Raw genomic sequence first — 15614 nt, 5'->3', positions numbered from 1 at the left:
TATAAATAATATGATTTTTTCTAAGTATTTATATCGTTCTCAAGTCCTATATCTCTGTTAATAATAGTAATAAATATGGTATGATATGAGCAGAAATATATCGATAAGAGAGGGTTCTTATGGCAAAAAAACAAGCACTTATCAAATTTACAACAAATAGAAATATTCATCCCCATTATTATGATTATGCGACCGCTGTGCAACATGTTAAAAATATATTGAAACAAAAGATTGGCACGGAGTTAAACCTCTATCATGCTGGGGAAGATGTGCATACATTATTCGAAACAATGCACGATATGATTAATGAAAATGATGTTGACGTTGAAATCCTATCAAGTGTATATGATAATGTCAGTGCGAGTACGATTAAATTTACAATAGAGAAAAACTATTATGTGATTCCATCTATATCTAATAATGTGTATTATTTTAGGAAATATGATGTCGCCATGGTAAGAATGCCTATCTATCAAAATCACGAAGATTTTGAGGAAGATTTCATATTTGCTAAAAATGATGAGAGTTTGATTCGCTTTATTAATGAGATGATTGCAATGCAAAGGCAGTCCATGATGAAGGGCATTACAGTTTTTACCGATACAGATGAAGGCGTCGTACGTCATCGAGAGAAAATTACGCAACAAATCCCTCGAGAAGAAGTTTTACTAAGTGAACATATTAAAAGAGATATATTCCGAGCGATTGATGAATTTTTCTTAAAAAGTGGGGAATTTTTCAAGCAATACAACATACCTTATAAGCGCGGCATTCTACTATATGGAAATCCAGGAAACGGAAAAACAACACTCGTTAAATCAATTGCTGGAAGTGTCGCTGCTCCAATTGTTTACTGGCAAATTACAGAAAACACATCTAGCTATTCTATTCAAGAGATATTTGAAACCGTAACTAAAATGGCACCGATGATACTTGTGATTGAAGATATTGAATCGATGCCTGATTATGCACGATCTGCTTTTCTCAATGCATTGGATGGTGCAACATCGAAAGAAGGAATATTTCTTATTGGTACAACGAATTATCCTGAACGTATTGATCCAGCTCTCATTAATCGCGCTGGAAGATTCGATCGAGCTTATGAAATTAAACAACCAGATGAGTCTTTGCGCTGTCTCTATCTAGAGAAAAAGGGGATTAAACAATTTCTCGATGAAGAACGCTTCTTATATTTAGTAGATAAAACTAAAGGGCTATCTATCGCACAACTGAATGAAGTATATATGTCCATTGCCCTTCAGTGGCACTACGAAGAACCAATTGATATAGATCAAATTGTTCAGGATTTATTAGAAAATCACAGACGGACAGTCAAACAGGAATGGGATTCCGATGACTATGTTAAAAAGGTTGGCTTTTAATGTTTATCTGAACTTGAAAGATGTTAAAATTGAACATCTTTCAAGTTCTTTTTATATCTTAGATTGATATTTTGTGTTATAAAATTGTTTGGATATGTTAATTGTGAACAATTGTTCACAAAACGTTAATAATTAGACACGTTTTATAGCCCTTAAGAGTCATGGAAGGAGTTAAACTCCATGCTATGATGAATCTGTACCCAATTCGCGAATGGTAAAGGGGATTTAAATGAAAAAATTCCTAGCAATTCTTGTTGCTTTATTATTTATCGGATTTAACCAAACGATAGAAGCTGAGACAGAGCAAGTCCCACTCCAACCGTTAATTGATGAAACGAAACCAGGTGACACACTGTACTTACCACCAGGTGAATATATAGGTGGAGCTGTAATCAATAAACCCATTCATATTATAGGGGACGATCAAGTGACCATTCTCCCAGGGAAAAAAGGTCCTGTTATTCAAGTGAAAGCAAATCAAGTGATAATAGAGAATATTTCTATTATCGATCAAAGAAATACCAATGATGAAACGGTATATATTGCTGGCGATGATAATGAATTAAAGAAACTAAATATCAAAACAAATGGTGTCGGTATTCAATTATTTGAAGCAAATGATAACAAATTATATCAGCTTAAGATTACTGGAAACAAAAATCTTTCACTAGCTCAACGTGGAAATGGTATTGATTTATGGGATTCTGATCATAATACGATTCATTCATCTCAAATTACTGATGTTCAAGATGGCGTCTATCTTGAAAAAAGTAGTCAGAACGATATATATAATAATATCGTCACTCATTCACGTTATGGTTATCATCTGATGTTTACGAACAAAACAACTCTTACTGAAAATGAATCCTATTACAATGTAAGCGGTATGATGGTAATGGGAACGAATGGAACGGTTGTAAAACATAACGAACTAAAACATAATTTAAAAAGCGTACAATCATTAGGTCTCCTTCTCTTTGATGTAAAAAATGCGCAAGTTGCACATAATAAGATTTCTCATAATAAAGTCGGCCTATTTATTGAAAATGCGCACAAAAATGACATTACATTAAACGAGTTGGAACAAAATTTTGTTGGTGTTCAGTTTCTAAAATCAACTGAAAACAGTGTGACAAAAAATGCATTTCTAGCAAATGTCGTGCAAGGTCAAGCCGAAAGAAGCTCAGATAACGATACAGAGTCTAATTTCTGGGGAGACCATATTGGAGTCGATGTAAATGGTGATGGGTATAGTCAATTATCTTATCAAGTAGATCCATTCTATCTATCATTAACGAAAGAATACCCACCATTTCAAATATACTTTCAGGCACCTGGAATGCAATTTTTAGAGCAATTATTTCATGCGCCGACTGATCAATGGTTATCCGATCAATCACCATTAATGGATAACCCAATTAAGTCTGAGACCGAGGCAAAGACATCTTCTATTTATGTCTTATGCTTTAGTATCATATTATTTATTGCTAGTACAACTATCATTTATATGGGGGCAAGAAAAAAATGAAAAAATCTCGTTTATTTTTAATGATTTTAACGGCATTAACATTAGTCATTTCTGCATGTGGTTCTAAAGAGTATCAAGCGGAAGATATTGATGAAGAAACAGATACGTGTGACGTGTGTAGTATGGTTGTTCCTGACAATCAACACGCGACACAAATTGTTCTTGAAGATGGGAAAGTGCTAAAGTTTGATGATATTGGTTGCTTACATGAATGGAAAGATGAAAATGGCGAAGATGATATCGGTGCAGAATTTGTACGTGACTACAATAGTCAAGATTGGATTGAATTAAAAGACGCTACATTTGCTTATCATGAAGAATTTGAAACGCCGATGGCCTATGGTGTTTACAGCTTCAAAGAGAAAGCAGACGCTGAAAAATTAATCGAAGAAGAAGGTAAAGGTGAATTATTAACAGCAGATGACTTGGCGAACCATAAATGGGAAATGAACATGGATATGAAAGATCATGGAGATCACGGTGACCATGACGATCATGATGAACACGATGAACATGATGAAGAAGATGATGAATAAATGGTAAGTTCATATCACTGCTATTTACCCCTATGTTAACATAGGGGTAAATCTATTAGAGTAGAAGGACTGGTGCATAGTGCATATAATTACAGTTGCAAAACGTGAAATTAAACTCGGCTTTCGAAACTCCTGGACATATTCCTTTCTCATTTTATTTACATTATTTACAATGGCAATCCTATTACTACAATCTGGCGTGCAATCAGCAGAAGGATATACAGATATGACAGGAACAATGATGAATATGACCTTATATTTACTTCCACTATTAACCCTTCTCTTAGGGAGTGTTTCAGTAGCCATTGAAAAAGAGAATGGTCATTGGGGATTGTTATCCACATACGCCTTAACGAGAATGTCCTTTTTATGGGGAAAATGGATTGGTCTAGCGATTAATTTGTTAACGGTACTTGCGTTTAGTTTTGGAGTCACTGGATGTATCGCATTTTTCTTTGGAAAACCTTTGTCACTCAGCACTCTTATATTCTTTTGGATATTCTCAAGTGTCCTCGTCCTCATCTATTTAGGTATCGCTATTGCAATTGGCGCTTTAGTAAATAACCGTTGGCAAGCATTGATCGGCAGCATTAGCATTTGGTTTATTACGGTCATCATTTGGCCACTGTTATTCATTAGTATATTAAGTATTCTTCCTTATTCGATGCTATATACAATTATAGAAGTTAGCACATTTATGAATCCAGCTGAATTAGTTAGGATCTTCGCAATGATGAAAATAGGTGCAGGATCGGTGTTCGGACCTGAATATAATCAATGGGTCACTTGGGTGAATAGCTCATTTGGCACCCCTGTTTTTATTGTTGTTGTTATCATTTGGATTACCGTAACCATTGGCTTAGGTGCACTTATTTGGGAAAGAAGGGATCAACGTGAGTGACACGATACTTCATGTCGAACAAGTAGAAAAAACGATTCAAGGAAAAACAATTTTACAGCCAATTTCTTTTAAGCTAAAAAGCGGACGCGCTCTTGCTCTTTGTGGTGGTAACGGTGCAGGTAAAAGCACTTTAATTCGAATGATTGTCGGTTTAACGCAAACGACTAAAGGTGAGATCACATTAAACGGTATGACTAAAAAATCACATAAAAAACAATATGTTAAATCTATTGGCTATATGCCTGATGATTTTCAGTTTCAATCAGCTGTGACAGCTAAAGAAACAATTAAATTTTATGCTGATTTAAAGGGCGTTGATCAACAACGAATTGATGCAATCATAAAACAAGTGGGATTAACAGAGCATCTTAATAAATCAATGGGAGCATTTTCTAAAGGTATGCGACAACGCATGCTTCTCGCCCAAGCTCTCCTTACGAATCCACCGTTGATCGTACTTGATGAGCCAACCAATGGTCTTGATCCTTATTGGGTCAAATCATTTGGAAACATGATTTTAGATGCTAAGAAACGAGAACAAGCGGTTGTTTTTTCAACACATGATTTACATGTTGCTGAAGAAATTGCCGATGACATTATCTTTTTATATGATGGAAAAGTTATTAGCTCTGGACCCATTGAAAAATATCAAAAGGACGGACTTTACAACACATTTCAACATTTGGTTCTAAATCTAACATAAAAAAATCCGTCCTTAATGTCCTTTGACTTATGGACGGTGTTAATTTTTGCATGTTCAAAAGAAGAGTAACTCGAAGAAAGTCGAACCGATAAGACTTAAACATCATTAAAGTCACCTATAAGACATGCTACCAGACGAGAGCCCTTTAGTCTGCTCCCTTTACATATCCCTTTTCATAAGCATATTTAGCTAATTGCACACGATTGTTTAAATGTAATTTTTGGAACAAATTTTTTAAATGGTTTTTAACGGTGTATTCAGAAATCTCCAATCCAATAGCTATATCCTTATTCGTATAGCCTTGCGCAACCCATGTTAGGATTTCACGTTCTCTCTTTGAAAGCTGATCACCTTCCACGTCACACCTCTCTTGATGACTCGTAAATTCCCGGAGCATCTGCTCTGCTAATCGTTTAGAAATAGGCGCTTGATCTTTAGCAACTGCTTTTAAATAGTTTACCCATGTTTCATTATGGACTGTTTTTAATAAATACCCTTGTGCACCATTTTTTATCGCTTCAAATAAATGTGTAAAATCATCAGAAACTGTCACAACAACGATTTTGACATATGGATAATGACTTTTAATATAATGTGTTACTTCTAAACCACTCATACCTGGTAAATGAATATCCATTAAAATCAAGTCCGGCATAAGGTCTGCTACTAATTCAATGGCCTCTTCACCCGTCTCAGCTTCACCAACTATATTGAAAACAGCATCGGTTTTTAATATTTCACGAATACCTTGTCTCGCCATTGGATGGTCATCAACAATAAGAACGCGAATTTGTTCTTCCATTTTCATTTCCCCCTTAAATAGAGCGATATAAAGTAAGGACTGTCTCATTCCTTAATCGCTGTAAATTCATCGTCCAATCGATTCGCTCACAACGATCACGCATCATCTTTAAGCCATAACCACCTTGTTTATTTAAATCCTCTTCTTTAAATCCTCTTCCATTATCACGAATCGTAAGTGTTTTCTCATCAGAGTTAACTATAAAGTAAATGTTAACTTCTGTCGCATCTGCGTGTTTATGAATATTCATCAATGCTTCACCGATACAAGCGGTGAGCTCTACCTTTTCCCGTGTGGATAAATGATCTTCCTGAATTGTAATCTGCTTAGTAACTGGGATAGACGTATCTCTTTCAAATTCATCGATTTGTTTATGAACTGTATCAACCCAAGGTTCTTCTAAAGCTTGTGTTGGTACTTTTAAATGATGTATCCCTTGCCTGATATAATCATGAATATGATGAATCGTTTGTTTTAACTCTTCAAATAATTCTCGCTCCTCTTCCTTTACATTTAGTTGATTGAGTTGTTGAATCTTTATAGATAAAAGAAAAAGTGATTGCGCCAACCCATCATGAAGCTCACTAGCAATACGTTCTCTTTCTTCTAGCATAGCTCTTTCAGCACGTTCTGCCTTTAATTGTTCTTGAATACACTCCATTTTTTTAAAAAAGCGTGTTAACAATGTAAAGGTGACAACTAAGACGATAATCGGTGTTAACCAATTTCCTAAGTCCATCGAAATATAAGGTAGTAAAAACTCGTGACGAATATATTCCCATAAACCAACCGTTACAGTCGGTATAATTAAGATGAATGCCTTTATTTGTTTGTACGTTAATCGACTGCCACCTCTTTTTTCACTCATGCCATGCTCTCTCCTTAAAAAAATAGTATCTCCTTTCATTATAATCGATAACACTCAATTTAGCAGATACACAAATCAAAAGCACCCCATCCTTCCTTAAAAGGTTAGGCTGCCTTCTTAACCATTTGCTGTTATTTTCCTAACGTCCATGCGTTCATAACCTTCTCTAATAGTCTATTATCATTTTCCTTCCATACGGAAAATGCAATACATTAATGTCAAAAATGACGGATGAATTAATGAAGAGTGAGGTTGATATAATACTTCTATTTCCACTTTATATGAGCTATTATCATAATGAATGACTGCGAACATTTTTTCTTCAGATCTACATATTAGTTCCTCTTTCAAATGACCCTCAGCCATCTCAAAAAAGCAATCATTTATATGACCTTTCACACGAAATGTTAAAGACATCTTCTGTTTTTGCAAACTATACGTCACTGCCTGTTTATGATCTTGAAAAAGATACTCGTTTCCTTTCGTATCTAAACCATTTCGTCTTTTTACTCCAACAGATGAAATCATTTCACCATTGCAATCTTGAAAGGAATAAATGCTTTTTTTAGTCATATCATAATGCAGTAAATCAATTGGATCGTATGTACGAATAATATATCCCATTAAATGGCCTTCTTGATTCACAACTGATAAGTCATCACCTTTTCTAAAAAAAAGCTTGTCCTCAAAAGAATAGGATTGCTGTATATCGTGTTGACCTGCTCGCTTCATTTTATTTAGAAATCGCTTCACCATTATCTCCTCCATGGGCGTCCTACTACTATATACGATGATATCCACAAAAATGTTTCAATATTTTATAACTATAAAAAAACGGCGTAGCAGTTTATATTCCAACTGTACACCGTATGAAGAAGAATTATACTTGCTCTTTCAATTGTTTTAATAAGGTAACGACTTCTTGTGACGCATCTTGTAATCGCTCAAAAGCTTGTTGGGCTTCTAATACATCTCCCCTAACATAACATTCTGCTGCTTTTCGGGCACAATTATGGACAGCTATATGAGGCGTTTCAAGAGCTTTATACGCGGGTTTACTTTTGATTTGTTCTGGTAAATCACCGTAATACCAGCGACCTAAATTACACGCCTCGTGTGAACCAACTTGCTCTGCTTTTAAATCTTCAATGCCTATCAGCATGTTATAAATACGCCACTTCCAAAGGAGATGATCTGTTATGGCAGACTCAATAATATCTTTATGTTCAAATTCTATATTTTTGTTAAAGAAACTTCTTCGATTCGCTTCCATTTTCTTACTTAAATCTAAAATCGTTTTAGCTGTTTCGCTTGCAATCGTCTGTGATTTATCACTAAGTTCGGAAATAACAGTATTACGATCGGTTATTTCCTGGATTGCTGCTGTCTGCTCCTCACTCATAGCAGCAATTTGGGAAATTTCATGACTAATGCCTTGAATAGCTTCTACAATTTTTTCTAGTTCATCACCCGCTGTCTTTGCACCAACAACACTTTGATTAACCATTTTTTCCGTTTCTTTAATTTCTTGATTTACAGCATGAGATACTTCTAATAATGATTCCATATTCGATGTTATCTGGGTTATCTGTTCTTTTGTATGTTCAGATAACTTACGAACTTCAGAAGCGACTACTGCAAATCCTCTTCCGTGCTCACCAGCCCTAGCTGCTTCAATACTCGCATTAAGAGCTAGTAAATTTGTTTGCTCAGCAATTTCTCGAACGACATGAACAACATTTTTTGTATGTTCAATCTCCTGATCAAGCTTACTCACTCTATTAACAACTTGCTCATAGACCTTACCTACTTGTTGAATTCCTTCTAATGATTCATTAATAACACGTTTACTTCGAACTGCTGATTGTACCGCATCATCTGTTCCTTCAGATACAGTAACAGCATGATGAGCCACTTCCTGAATCGAAGCCGTCATTTCTTCAGTAGCAGCAGTTACACTATATGTCTCTTCTTTCTGCTTATTCATACTATTAATCAGTTCACGTGATGTATCTAACTGAGTTGTATAATTTAATAAGTCAGATATACCAAATAAGAACTGCTTCACCGTTGCTTGTGTATAAACTTCAACAATGAGTTGGACATCAAAAGCAGCTAACTTTTGAATCGCGAGCACCATTTGCATCATTTTCTCAGAACGATGATACATTTTCTCCATAATAATAGTTGTCATCATTTGAACGATTAACTGATATGCCGCTGTGAAATGTTGTGATGTTAAATGGATATTACTATGTACCTTTCCAATCATTTGGCGTGACTTAATGTAATCATGGTTGATTTCCGCTCGCAAAAATTGCTCTAAATAGGTCATCATTGTTTGTTTTAGACGTTCAACAGTTGAGTGTTCATGAATTAATTGTTGTAACTCTTCATAAGATGTAATTGTTTCGTAAAACGTATCTACGATTTCAGTTAAATAAGGTGAAATGATTTCAGCTGCATCGCTAATATGTTGCAATGTCTTGTCATTTATACCCAAAAAACTCAACCTTTTATTCATCTCAATATTAACTTGATTCATATTTGTATCCTGAGAGAAATTTAAGTATTCATGCCAGTTATTTTTTGGTCGATTTATAAAAATAGCCATTTATATTTGTCTCCCCCAATGTTTAACCTATTTAACTTTATCCCTCATCAACTAATAAGTAAACATCTAGTTCTCCAATACCCGAAAATAAGATTGTCACTTTTAAGCCATTACGATACCCTGTTAATGTCGTACTCCCTTCCATAATCGTAGGGGCTGTAATATCTGTTTTTATACCTTTTGTGATCATATCAGTCGATAAATTCCCCGCAACTATATTGCCGAATTCACCACTAAATGAATGTAACATCTCTTCTTCCACTTTTATTTGAAACATAGCTTCACCGATCGAAGAAAACACTAATTTATCCCCAGCTAAGATTAACTTACCTTTCATTTGTCCTGTAATGCCGATTAATACACCAAAATGTAAATGGATAGATTGTTTTAGTGCTTCTGTATGCACAATATTGTATGGTAGGGAAATGACTTTTTCTAAGGAAGCCAGTGTGCCATTTAATAACTCTTTTATAAGAGCATTTTTTTCTATAGTCTGTGTCATGCATTCGTCTCCTTAAGTTTTATTCTACAGTTGAACAGAGCATGTCTTAATCAAATATTTGATATTGTGCCTTACCTTTAGCTTTGGATTGATATAAGGCAATATCAGCTTTTTTATACAATGTTTGAATATCTCTACCATGTTCTGGTCTCATTGAAATGCCTATGCTCGCGGTAACATGTCTAGCTGCTAATGAATTTGTTTCATTTATAGCCTGCTGAATAGCGGAAAGTAATTGTTTTGCCATATTACTTACTATTTCTCTATCACTAACATACAGCACAACAAGAAATTCATCACCGCCGTAACGATAAACCTCTCCTTTTTTATCGACCGTTTTGTTAATTGTTTTAGCTACATTTATTAATAATTGATCACCCGAATCGTGTCCAAGGCAATCGTTGACTGTTTTAAAATGGTCTAAATCAATCATGAATAAAGCAAGTTTTTCATGTGTATCCAATGCCTCACGTGCCATCTCATCAAAAGCGGCTCTGTTTTTTAAACCTGTCAAACTATCGTGAAATGCCAAATACATCGGTCGAGACATCCATTTAGAAATAACAAATGCAACCATAATCGTAACAGTTAAAATAATAAATAACTGGATGTAAAATATTTGTTTATTCCGTTCTAAAGTAGACTCTATGACACTCTGATTATAAATAATTTCTATGACTTTCTGTTGGGTTGTTCCGTAATCATATTCTGATTTGTAAGGTACGTAACGATATATGACTTGTCTCTGATCCTTTTCCCCTTCTAATTCTATCTTTTCACCTGAAGTAAGTGCTTCATTAAATGCTTCTCTTCTTTCAGCCGTCAACCACTTTCCCGACAATGTTTTACCAAATGGTTTTCCAGCTATGTTTAAAACATTTATCTCTTCAATAGATGGATATTTCTGTGCTAAATCATGATTCGCTTTAAGAAAATCAAATTCTTGAAAAACAGCTTTATTTTCCAATAGCACACCTAGTTGTATCAAGTATTTTTTATCCTTCGTTGCCATATAACTATATTTCTTCACGTGGCCTGTTTTTTGTTCAAGATCAATCCCATCATGGTGAAACTCACCAGATTTTCGTCTGTTTTCTAATACTTTGGCAATCTTTTTACAACACTGATTAAAGTTAAGACCCATATCTGGTAAGAAACTACTATAGATGATCGTATTTGACTGATTAATAATGTAAATATCAGCATGATATTTCTCTTTTAATGCTTGAAAATCCCATGTGGAAAAATCAGGATTTTCTTCATACTTCTCAATCAATTGGACTGAAGCTCTCCTCATTTGTTCAGCCAATTCATCATTATAATAATAGTTGACCTTTTCAACAGTTTGTAATGTTTGCTGAACCATATCTTCTATCGCATTCACTTGGTTTACATTACTTTCAACTGTATGTGACCGCATCCGCTGATAATCTATGATTGATATCATAAATGACAGAGAGCAAGCTAATAATATCATCACGGCGAATAACTTATTCCTGAAATGATTTCGCACTTTCCCACCCCTTTACACATACAGGGTTGCAATGAAATAAAACACTTATCTTTAATAACAACATACATAATGCAACTTTCTTCCTAATATAGGTGTATTATCTCAGATTTTTGTAAAAAATACCATTCATCTCACACTATTTCTTGTATTTTAAATATAATTGAAAAACTAAAAAACACAGTATGTACCTGTGTTTTTTGACTTTAGTTATTTATTCGTTTTCTTTATCAATCGGCGGCTGTATATCCGATTCTTCAGCAAATTCTACACGTAATTTCTGTAACGCCTTCATATCACGGGATTCTTTTTGATATGTTTTTGCAAACAAATGGGATAAATAGCCATGAATGAACAATTCACTACATAAAAAGAAGAAAGCTGAAAAAAAAGCAATTGGTACAATAGCATATTCAGCACCGATAAAAAGATTTCCTAAATACCAGAATAAAACAAAGGCCAAAGCAAAATCCAATATAAGCGCCATTATATTACCAAAATAGCGATAGAAGATCATATCCCCTAAAACATAAGAAAATACAGTTATGAGTAGTGACATCCATAATAAATTTTCAAGTGGCATATGATCAAATATCCCAAACAGTGATAAAACGATTACTAACACGACTACCCATTTAATTCCAAGTACTTTAACATGTTTCATCTAACGCACCTCTTTCTATTGAATTACCATTAGTATGAAACAGATCGCTTGATTTTATTACTCGCTATCAAACGTTTTCCCACATCATACTCACTTATCTTTAGGTGATCATTGAGTGAACTTTCACCTATATGATTTAATTGTCCTTGGAATTGCACTAATAGAATGTAGCTTGTAAGCGGAAAAATCTTTGTATCCAAACAAACGTTTGATTGAATTATCTTTAATAAAGAAAGCGCTTTAATTTATTTAACATTCATTTTTATTGATTTTCACCATCGTTCAACGTTATAATGTCCACTATATATAAACATTTGTCTTTTTAAAAGGAACAAAAGGGGATATAAAAAAATGGATAATAAAATTGGGATTGGTATATTAGGGCTCGGTGTTGTCGGGTCAGGTATTATTGAAATCATTAATAAACATAAAGAAATGTTATACAAAAAAACGAATTGCTATTTATCTATTGAACGTATATTAGTTCAAGATATAGAGAAAAATCGTCATGTAAAATTAAATAAAGATATATTAACTACAGATGCTGCGGATGTGTTAAATAATCCTCATGTCGACATTGTCATTGAAGTCATCGGTGGAACAGATGATGCTTATCTATTTATTGAACAAGCATTGCGAAATAAAAAACATGTTGTAACAGCAAATAAGGATTTAATCGCACTCTATGGTAGAGAATTACACGACTTTGCCAAGCAACAGAGCTGTGACTTGTTTTATGAAGCTAGTGTTGGTGGAGGCATCCCAATTATTCGCGGATTAACCGATGGACTTGTAGCAGATGAAATCGAAGAAGTCATGGGAATCATTAATGGTACGACAAATTATATTTTGACAAAGATGGATGAAGAGGGTGTCCCTTTTGAGAAGGCTCTCCAAGATGCTCAAGACCTTGGCTTTGCTGAAGCAGATCCTACTGCAGATATTGAAGGGCTTGATGCAGCAAGGAAAATGGCCATTCTAACGCGCTTAGCATTTCATATGGATATCCGTTTAGACGATATTAAGACACGCGGCATCACCAATGTCTCATTAACCGATTTAAAATATGGAAAAGAGCTCGGACTTACAATGAAATTAATTGGTATCGCTAAAGCACATGGTGATACATTACAAGTAAATGTCGAGCCTGTATTTATCGCTAATGACCATCCTTTATCAAGTGTAAAAAATGAGTATAACGCCGTCTATGTTAAAGGAAGAGCTATTGGTGAAACGATGTTTTACGGACCAGGTGCTGGAAGTCTTCCAACAGCAACAGCGATTATGGCCGATGTCATTCATGTCGCTAAAAATATCCAACTCGGAATAACTGGAAAATCAGTACCGATGATTGAACGTTCGGCTCGACTGTCTCCTCATCATTTACAAACAAGTTCATTTTATATTCGACTGCATGTCCATGATCAAGTTGGATCTTTTGCACATATTTCACAGCTGTTTCAAGACATGGATATGAGTTTTAAACGTATCATTCAAACACCGATGAAGAAGCAACAAACAGCAGAAATTATTGTTGTTACCCATCAAACCTCACTAGAGACATTTACGAATGCCAAGAAAAAATTACAACAAATGGACGTTATTAAAAGTATTGAAAGTTATTATCAAATAGAGGGAGAGACCATATAATGCATTCACCTGGATTATTACGTTCATATCACGAGTTCTTGCCAATCAATGAAGAAACGCCACAACTCACATTACATGAAGGGCATACACCGTTAATTTATTTCCCTAATCTATCTAAAAAGTTAGGAATAAAACTATTTGGAAAAATCGAAGGTCTTAATCCAACTGGGTCATTTAAAGACCGTGGCATGGTACTTGCTGTTGCTAAAGCGATGGAAGAAGGAAGTCGAACGATTATTTGTGCATCAACTGGAAACACATCAGCATCAGCGGCTGCTTATGCGGCTAAGGCAGGACTTGATGCATGGATTGTCATCCCAAAAGGAAAAGTCGCACTCGGCAAATTAGCGCAAGCGATTATGTACGGAGCAAAAATCGTCGAAATTGATGGAAACTTCGATGATGCTTTAACCATGGTACAAAAAATAAGTGAAACAGCACCGATTACACTCGTTAATTCAATAAACCCTTTTAGAATTGAAGGTCAAAAAACAGCTGCATTTGAAATATGCGATGAATTAGGTGAAGCACCGGATATATTAGCAATACCAGTCGGTAATGCTGGTAATATTAGTGCCTATTGGAAAGGATTTAAACAATATAATCAAATGAAAAAAACAGGTCTTCCGAAAATTTACGGATTTGAAGCAGAAGGAGCTGCAGCGATTACAAAAAATGAAGTTATTGAGCAACCAGAAACACTTGCTACAGCTATTCGTATTGGTAATCCTGCTAGTTGGCAACTTGCAGTTCAAGCACGTGATGAATCTAACGGCTTAATCGAAGCTGTGACAGATGATGACATTTTAAAAGCTTTTAAACTGCTTCCAAAACTTGAAGGTGTATTTGCTGAGCCAGGGTCTTGTGCTGCAATTGCAGGTGTCATTCAACAATGTGAACAGGGAAGTATTCCAAGTGGCAGTACCGTCGTTGCAGTCTTAACTGGAAACGGACTTAAAGATCCACAAACAGCCATTGATTCATTGGAAATCGATAAGATATCATTACCTAATGATGCGGAAATAGTCAGTCAGTTTATTAAGAAAGAGGTTATTGGATGACTCACTTTCAAATACGTGTTCCTGCTACATCAGCAAATATAGGTCCTGGCTTTGATTCGATAGGTGTAGCACTAAATCGCTATTTGACTTTACATGTTGAATCAAGTACACAATGGCAAATTGAACATCGATCGACAATGCTTCCTGAAAATGTAGACGCACACGATCATTTTATTATTAACATCGCTCATAAAGTAAGTCAGTTCTATAAAAGAAAACTCTCACCTTGTCATATAACGATTGATAGTGATATACCGCTTGCAAGAGGACTCGGTAGCAGTGCCTCTGCGGTACTTGCAGGAATTGAACTAGCTAATCAGTTATGTCACCTACAATTAAGCGAACAAGAAAAATTAAAATTGGCAACAAGGTTTGAAGGCCATCCTGATAATGTTGCACCTGCACTATATGGGGACTTTGTTTTAAGCTTTTATCACGAAGCGAACGAAACAATCGATATCGTCACATTAGATGGTATTAATATATATGCGGTAGCTTATATACCACCATTTGAATTATCAACAGAAACAGCTCGTAAAATTTTACCAGAAAAGCTTTCATTAAAGACAGCTACACAAGGAAGTGCCTTAAGTAATTTAATGATTGCTGCTTTATTAAAAGGAAACTATGAGCAAGCAGGATATTTCATAGAACAAGATGTTTTTCATGAGCCGTATCGCAAACAATTACTACCACAATATGAATTAATACGTCAAGAGGCGAAACGAGAAGGAGCCTATGGGACATTCATTAGTGGAGCTGGTCCAACAATGATATCCTTTGTCTCAAAAGCAGACAAACAACGATTAATCGAGCATATGAAAGAAGTCATACCTGTCTATGACGTCGTACCACTTAATATCGATCGAAATGGCTTACAAGTTCAAATATAA

15 protein-coding genes are annotated in these 15614 nt (G+C 35.0%); 8 read left to right on the top strand and 7 right to left on the bottom strand.

The window, feature by feature from the left end:
* Positions 1–119: 119 nt before the first annotated feature.
* The 5 genes from HNQ35_RS10295 (at position 120) to HNQ35_RS10275 (ending at position 5050) form a co-directional block, all read left to right on the top strand.
* Positions 120–1382 (top strand): ATP-binding protein, encoded by a 1263-nt coding sequence (locus HNQ35_RS10295; protein WP_146937990.1) that lies wholly within the window; start codon positions 120–122, stop codon positions 1380–1382.
* A 229-nt stretch (positions 1383–1611) separates the two neighbouring features.
* Complete coding sequence (locus tag HNQ35_RS10290) at positions 1612–2910, top strand: right-handed parallel beta-helix repeat-containing protein (protein WP_146937992.1); 1299 nt, start codon at positions 1612–1614, stop codon at positions 2908–2910.
* The gene (locus HNQ35_RS10285; RefSeq protein WP_146937994.1) at positions 2907–3446 is read left to right on the top strand and encodes a nitrous oxide reductase accessory protein NosL; all 540 of its coding nucleotides are present in this window, start codon (positions 2907–2909) and stop codon (positions 3444–3446) included. Before HNQ35_RS10290 ends, HNQ35_RS10285 begins: the two co-directional genes overlap by 4 nt.
* 79 nt (positions 3447–3525) lie before the next feature.
* On the top strand, positions 3526–4347 hold the full coding sequence (locus HNQ35_RS10280; protein WP_146937996.1) for an ABC transporter permease: 822 nt from the start codon (positions 3526–3528) through the stop codon (positions 4345–4347).
* Complete coding sequence (locus HNQ35_RS10275) at positions 4340–5050, top strand: ABC transporter ATP-binding protein (protein WP_170226676.1); 711 nt, start codon at positions 4340–4342, stop codon at positions 5048–5050. Before HNQ35_RS10280 ends, HNQ35_RS10275 begins: the two co-directional genes overlap by 8 nt.
* Positions 5051–5195: 145 nt before the next feature.
* Here HNQ35_RS10275 and HNQ35_RS10270 read toward each other — a convergent pair whose 3' ends face one another.
* From HNQ35_RS10270 to HNQ35_RS10240, 7 genes are all read right to left on the bottom strand, one after another.
* Positions 5196–5852: a response regulator gene (locus HNQ35_RS10270; protein WP_146938001.1), complete on the bottom strand. Its 657-nt coding sequence runs from the start codon at positions 5850–5852 to the stop codon at positions 5196–5198.
* Positions 5853–5865: 13 nt separating this feature from the next.
* A complete protein-coding gene (locus tag HNQ35_RS10265; RefSeq protein WP_170226677.1) occupies positions 5866–6720 on the bottom strand; it encodes a sensor histidine kinase in 855 nt (284 codons plus the stop codon).
* A 180-nt stretch (positions 6721–6900) separates the two neighbouring features.
* Positions 6901–7473 (bottom strand): hypothetical protein, encoded by a 573-nt coding sequence (locus HNQ35_RS10260; RefSeq protein ID WP_146938006.1) that lies wholly within the window; start codon positions 7471–7473, stop codon positions 6901–6903.
* A gap of 127 nt (positions 7474–7600) precedes the next feature.
* A complete protein-coding gene (locus tag HNQ35_RS10255) occupies positions 7601–9334 on the bottom strand; it encodes a methyl-accepting chemotaxis protein (protein ID WP_146938008.1) in 1734 nt (577 codons plus the stop codon).
* A gap of 37 nt (positions 9335–9371) precedes the next feature.
* Entirely contained in the window at positions 9372–9836 is a 465-nt protein-coding gene (locus HNQ35_RS10250) for a chemotaxis protein CheX (protein WP_146938010.1), read from the bottom strand.
* A 46-nt stretch (positions 9837–9882) separates the two neighbouring features.
* Positions 9883–11349 carry a GGDEF domain-containing protein gene (locus HNQ35_RS14455; RefSeq protein ID WP_146938012.1) on the bottom strand — a complete coding sequence of 489 codons (1467 nt, stop codon included), beginning with the start codon at positions 11347–11349 and terminating at the stop codon, positions 9883–9885.
* Between the two features lie 211 nt (positions 11350–11560).
* On the bottom strand, positions 11561–12010 hold the full coding sequence (locus HNQ35_RS10240) for a DUF2512 family protein (protein WP_146938014.1): 450 nt from the start codon (positions 12008–12010) through the stop codon (positions 11561–11563).
* 351 nt (positions 12011–12361) lie between these two features.
* Between HNQ35_RS10240 and HNQ35_RS10235 the strand changes: the two genes are divergently transcribed.
* Genes HNQ35_RS10235 through thrB form a run of 3 tightly spaced genes read left to right on the top strand, consistent with a single transcriptional unit; the run spans position 12362 to position 15614 of the window.
* Positions 12362–13660: a homoserine dehydrogenase gene (locus tag HNQ35_RS10235; protein ID WP_146938016.1), complete on the top strand. Its 1299-nt coding sequence runs from the start codon at positions 12362–12364 to the stop codon at positions 13658–13660.
* On the top strand, positions 13660–14721 hold the full coding sequence (gene thrC / locus HNQ35_RS10230; RefSeq protein WP_146938018.1) for a threonine synthase: 1062 nt from the start codon (positions 13660–13662) through the stop codon (positions 14719–14721). Before HNQ35_RS10235 ends, thrC begins: the two co-directional genes overlap by 1 nt.
* Positions 14718–15614 (top strand): homoserine kinase, encoded by an 897-nt coding sequence (gene thrB / locus HNQ35_RS10225; protein WP_146938020.1) that lies wholly within the window; start codon positions 14718–14720, stop codon positions 15612–15614. Before thrC ends, thrB begins: the two co-directional genes overlap by 4 nt.

The sequence above is a fragment of the Cerasibacillus quisquiliarum genome, assembly GCF_014202495.1.
GTDB lineage: Bacteria > Bacillota > Bacilli > Bacillales > Amphibacillaceae > Cerasibacillus > Cerasibacillus quisquiliarum.
The sequence above is the reverse complement of the archived record's forward strand: the minus strand, read 5'-3'. Positions and strand labels throughout refer to the sequence as shown.

What these genes read in the sequence shown, in the direction of transcription:
- thrC (WP_146938018.1), top strand. Translation starts at nt 13,660, where the DNA reads ATGCATTCACCTGGATTATTACGTTCATATCACGAGTTCTTGCCAATC.
- HNQ35_RS10265 (WP_170226677.1), bottom strand. Translation starts at nt 6,720, where the DNA reads ATGAGTGAAAAAAGAGGTGGCAGTCGATTAACGTACAAACAAATAAAG.
- HNQ35_RS10270 (WP_146938001.1), bottom strand. Translation starts at nt 5,852, where the DNA reads ATGGAAGAACAAATTCGCGTTCTTATTGTTGATGACCATCCAATGGCG.
- HNQ35_RS10240 (WP_146938014.1), bottom strand. Translation starts at nt 12,010, where the DNA reads ATGAAACATGTTAAAGTACTTGGAATTAAATGGGTAGTCGTGTTAGTA.
- HNQ35_RS10290 (WP_146937992.1), top strand. Translation starts at nt 1,612, where the DNA reads ATGAAAAAATTCCTAGCAATTCTTGTTGCTTTATTATTTATCGGATTT.
- HNQ35_RS10255 (WP_146938008.1), bottom strand. Translation starts at nt 9,334, where the DNA reads ATGGCTATTTTTATAAATCGACCAAAAAATAACTGGCATGAATACTTA.
- thrB (WP_146938020.1), top strand. Translation starts at nt 14,718, where the DNA reads ATGACTCACTTTCAAATACGTGTTCCTGCTACATCAGCAAATATAGGT.
- HNQ35_RS10285 (WP_146937994.1), top strand. Translation starts at nt 2,907, where the DNA reads ATGAAAAAATCTCGTTTATTTTTAATGATTTTAACGGCATTAACATTA.
- HNQ35_RS10295 (WP_146937990.1), top strand. Translation starts at nt 120, where the DNA reads ATGGCAAAAAAACAAGCACTTATCAAATTTACAACAAATAGAAATATT.
- HNQ35_RS10250 (WP_146938010.1), bottom strand. Translation starts at nt 9,836, where the DNA reads ATGACACAGACTATAGAAAAAAATGCTCTTATAAAAGAGTTATTAAAT.
- HNQ35_RS10235 (WP_146938016.1), top strand. Translation starts at nt 12,362, where the DNA reads ATGGATAATAAAATTGGGATTGGTATATTAGGGCTCGGTGTTGTCGGG.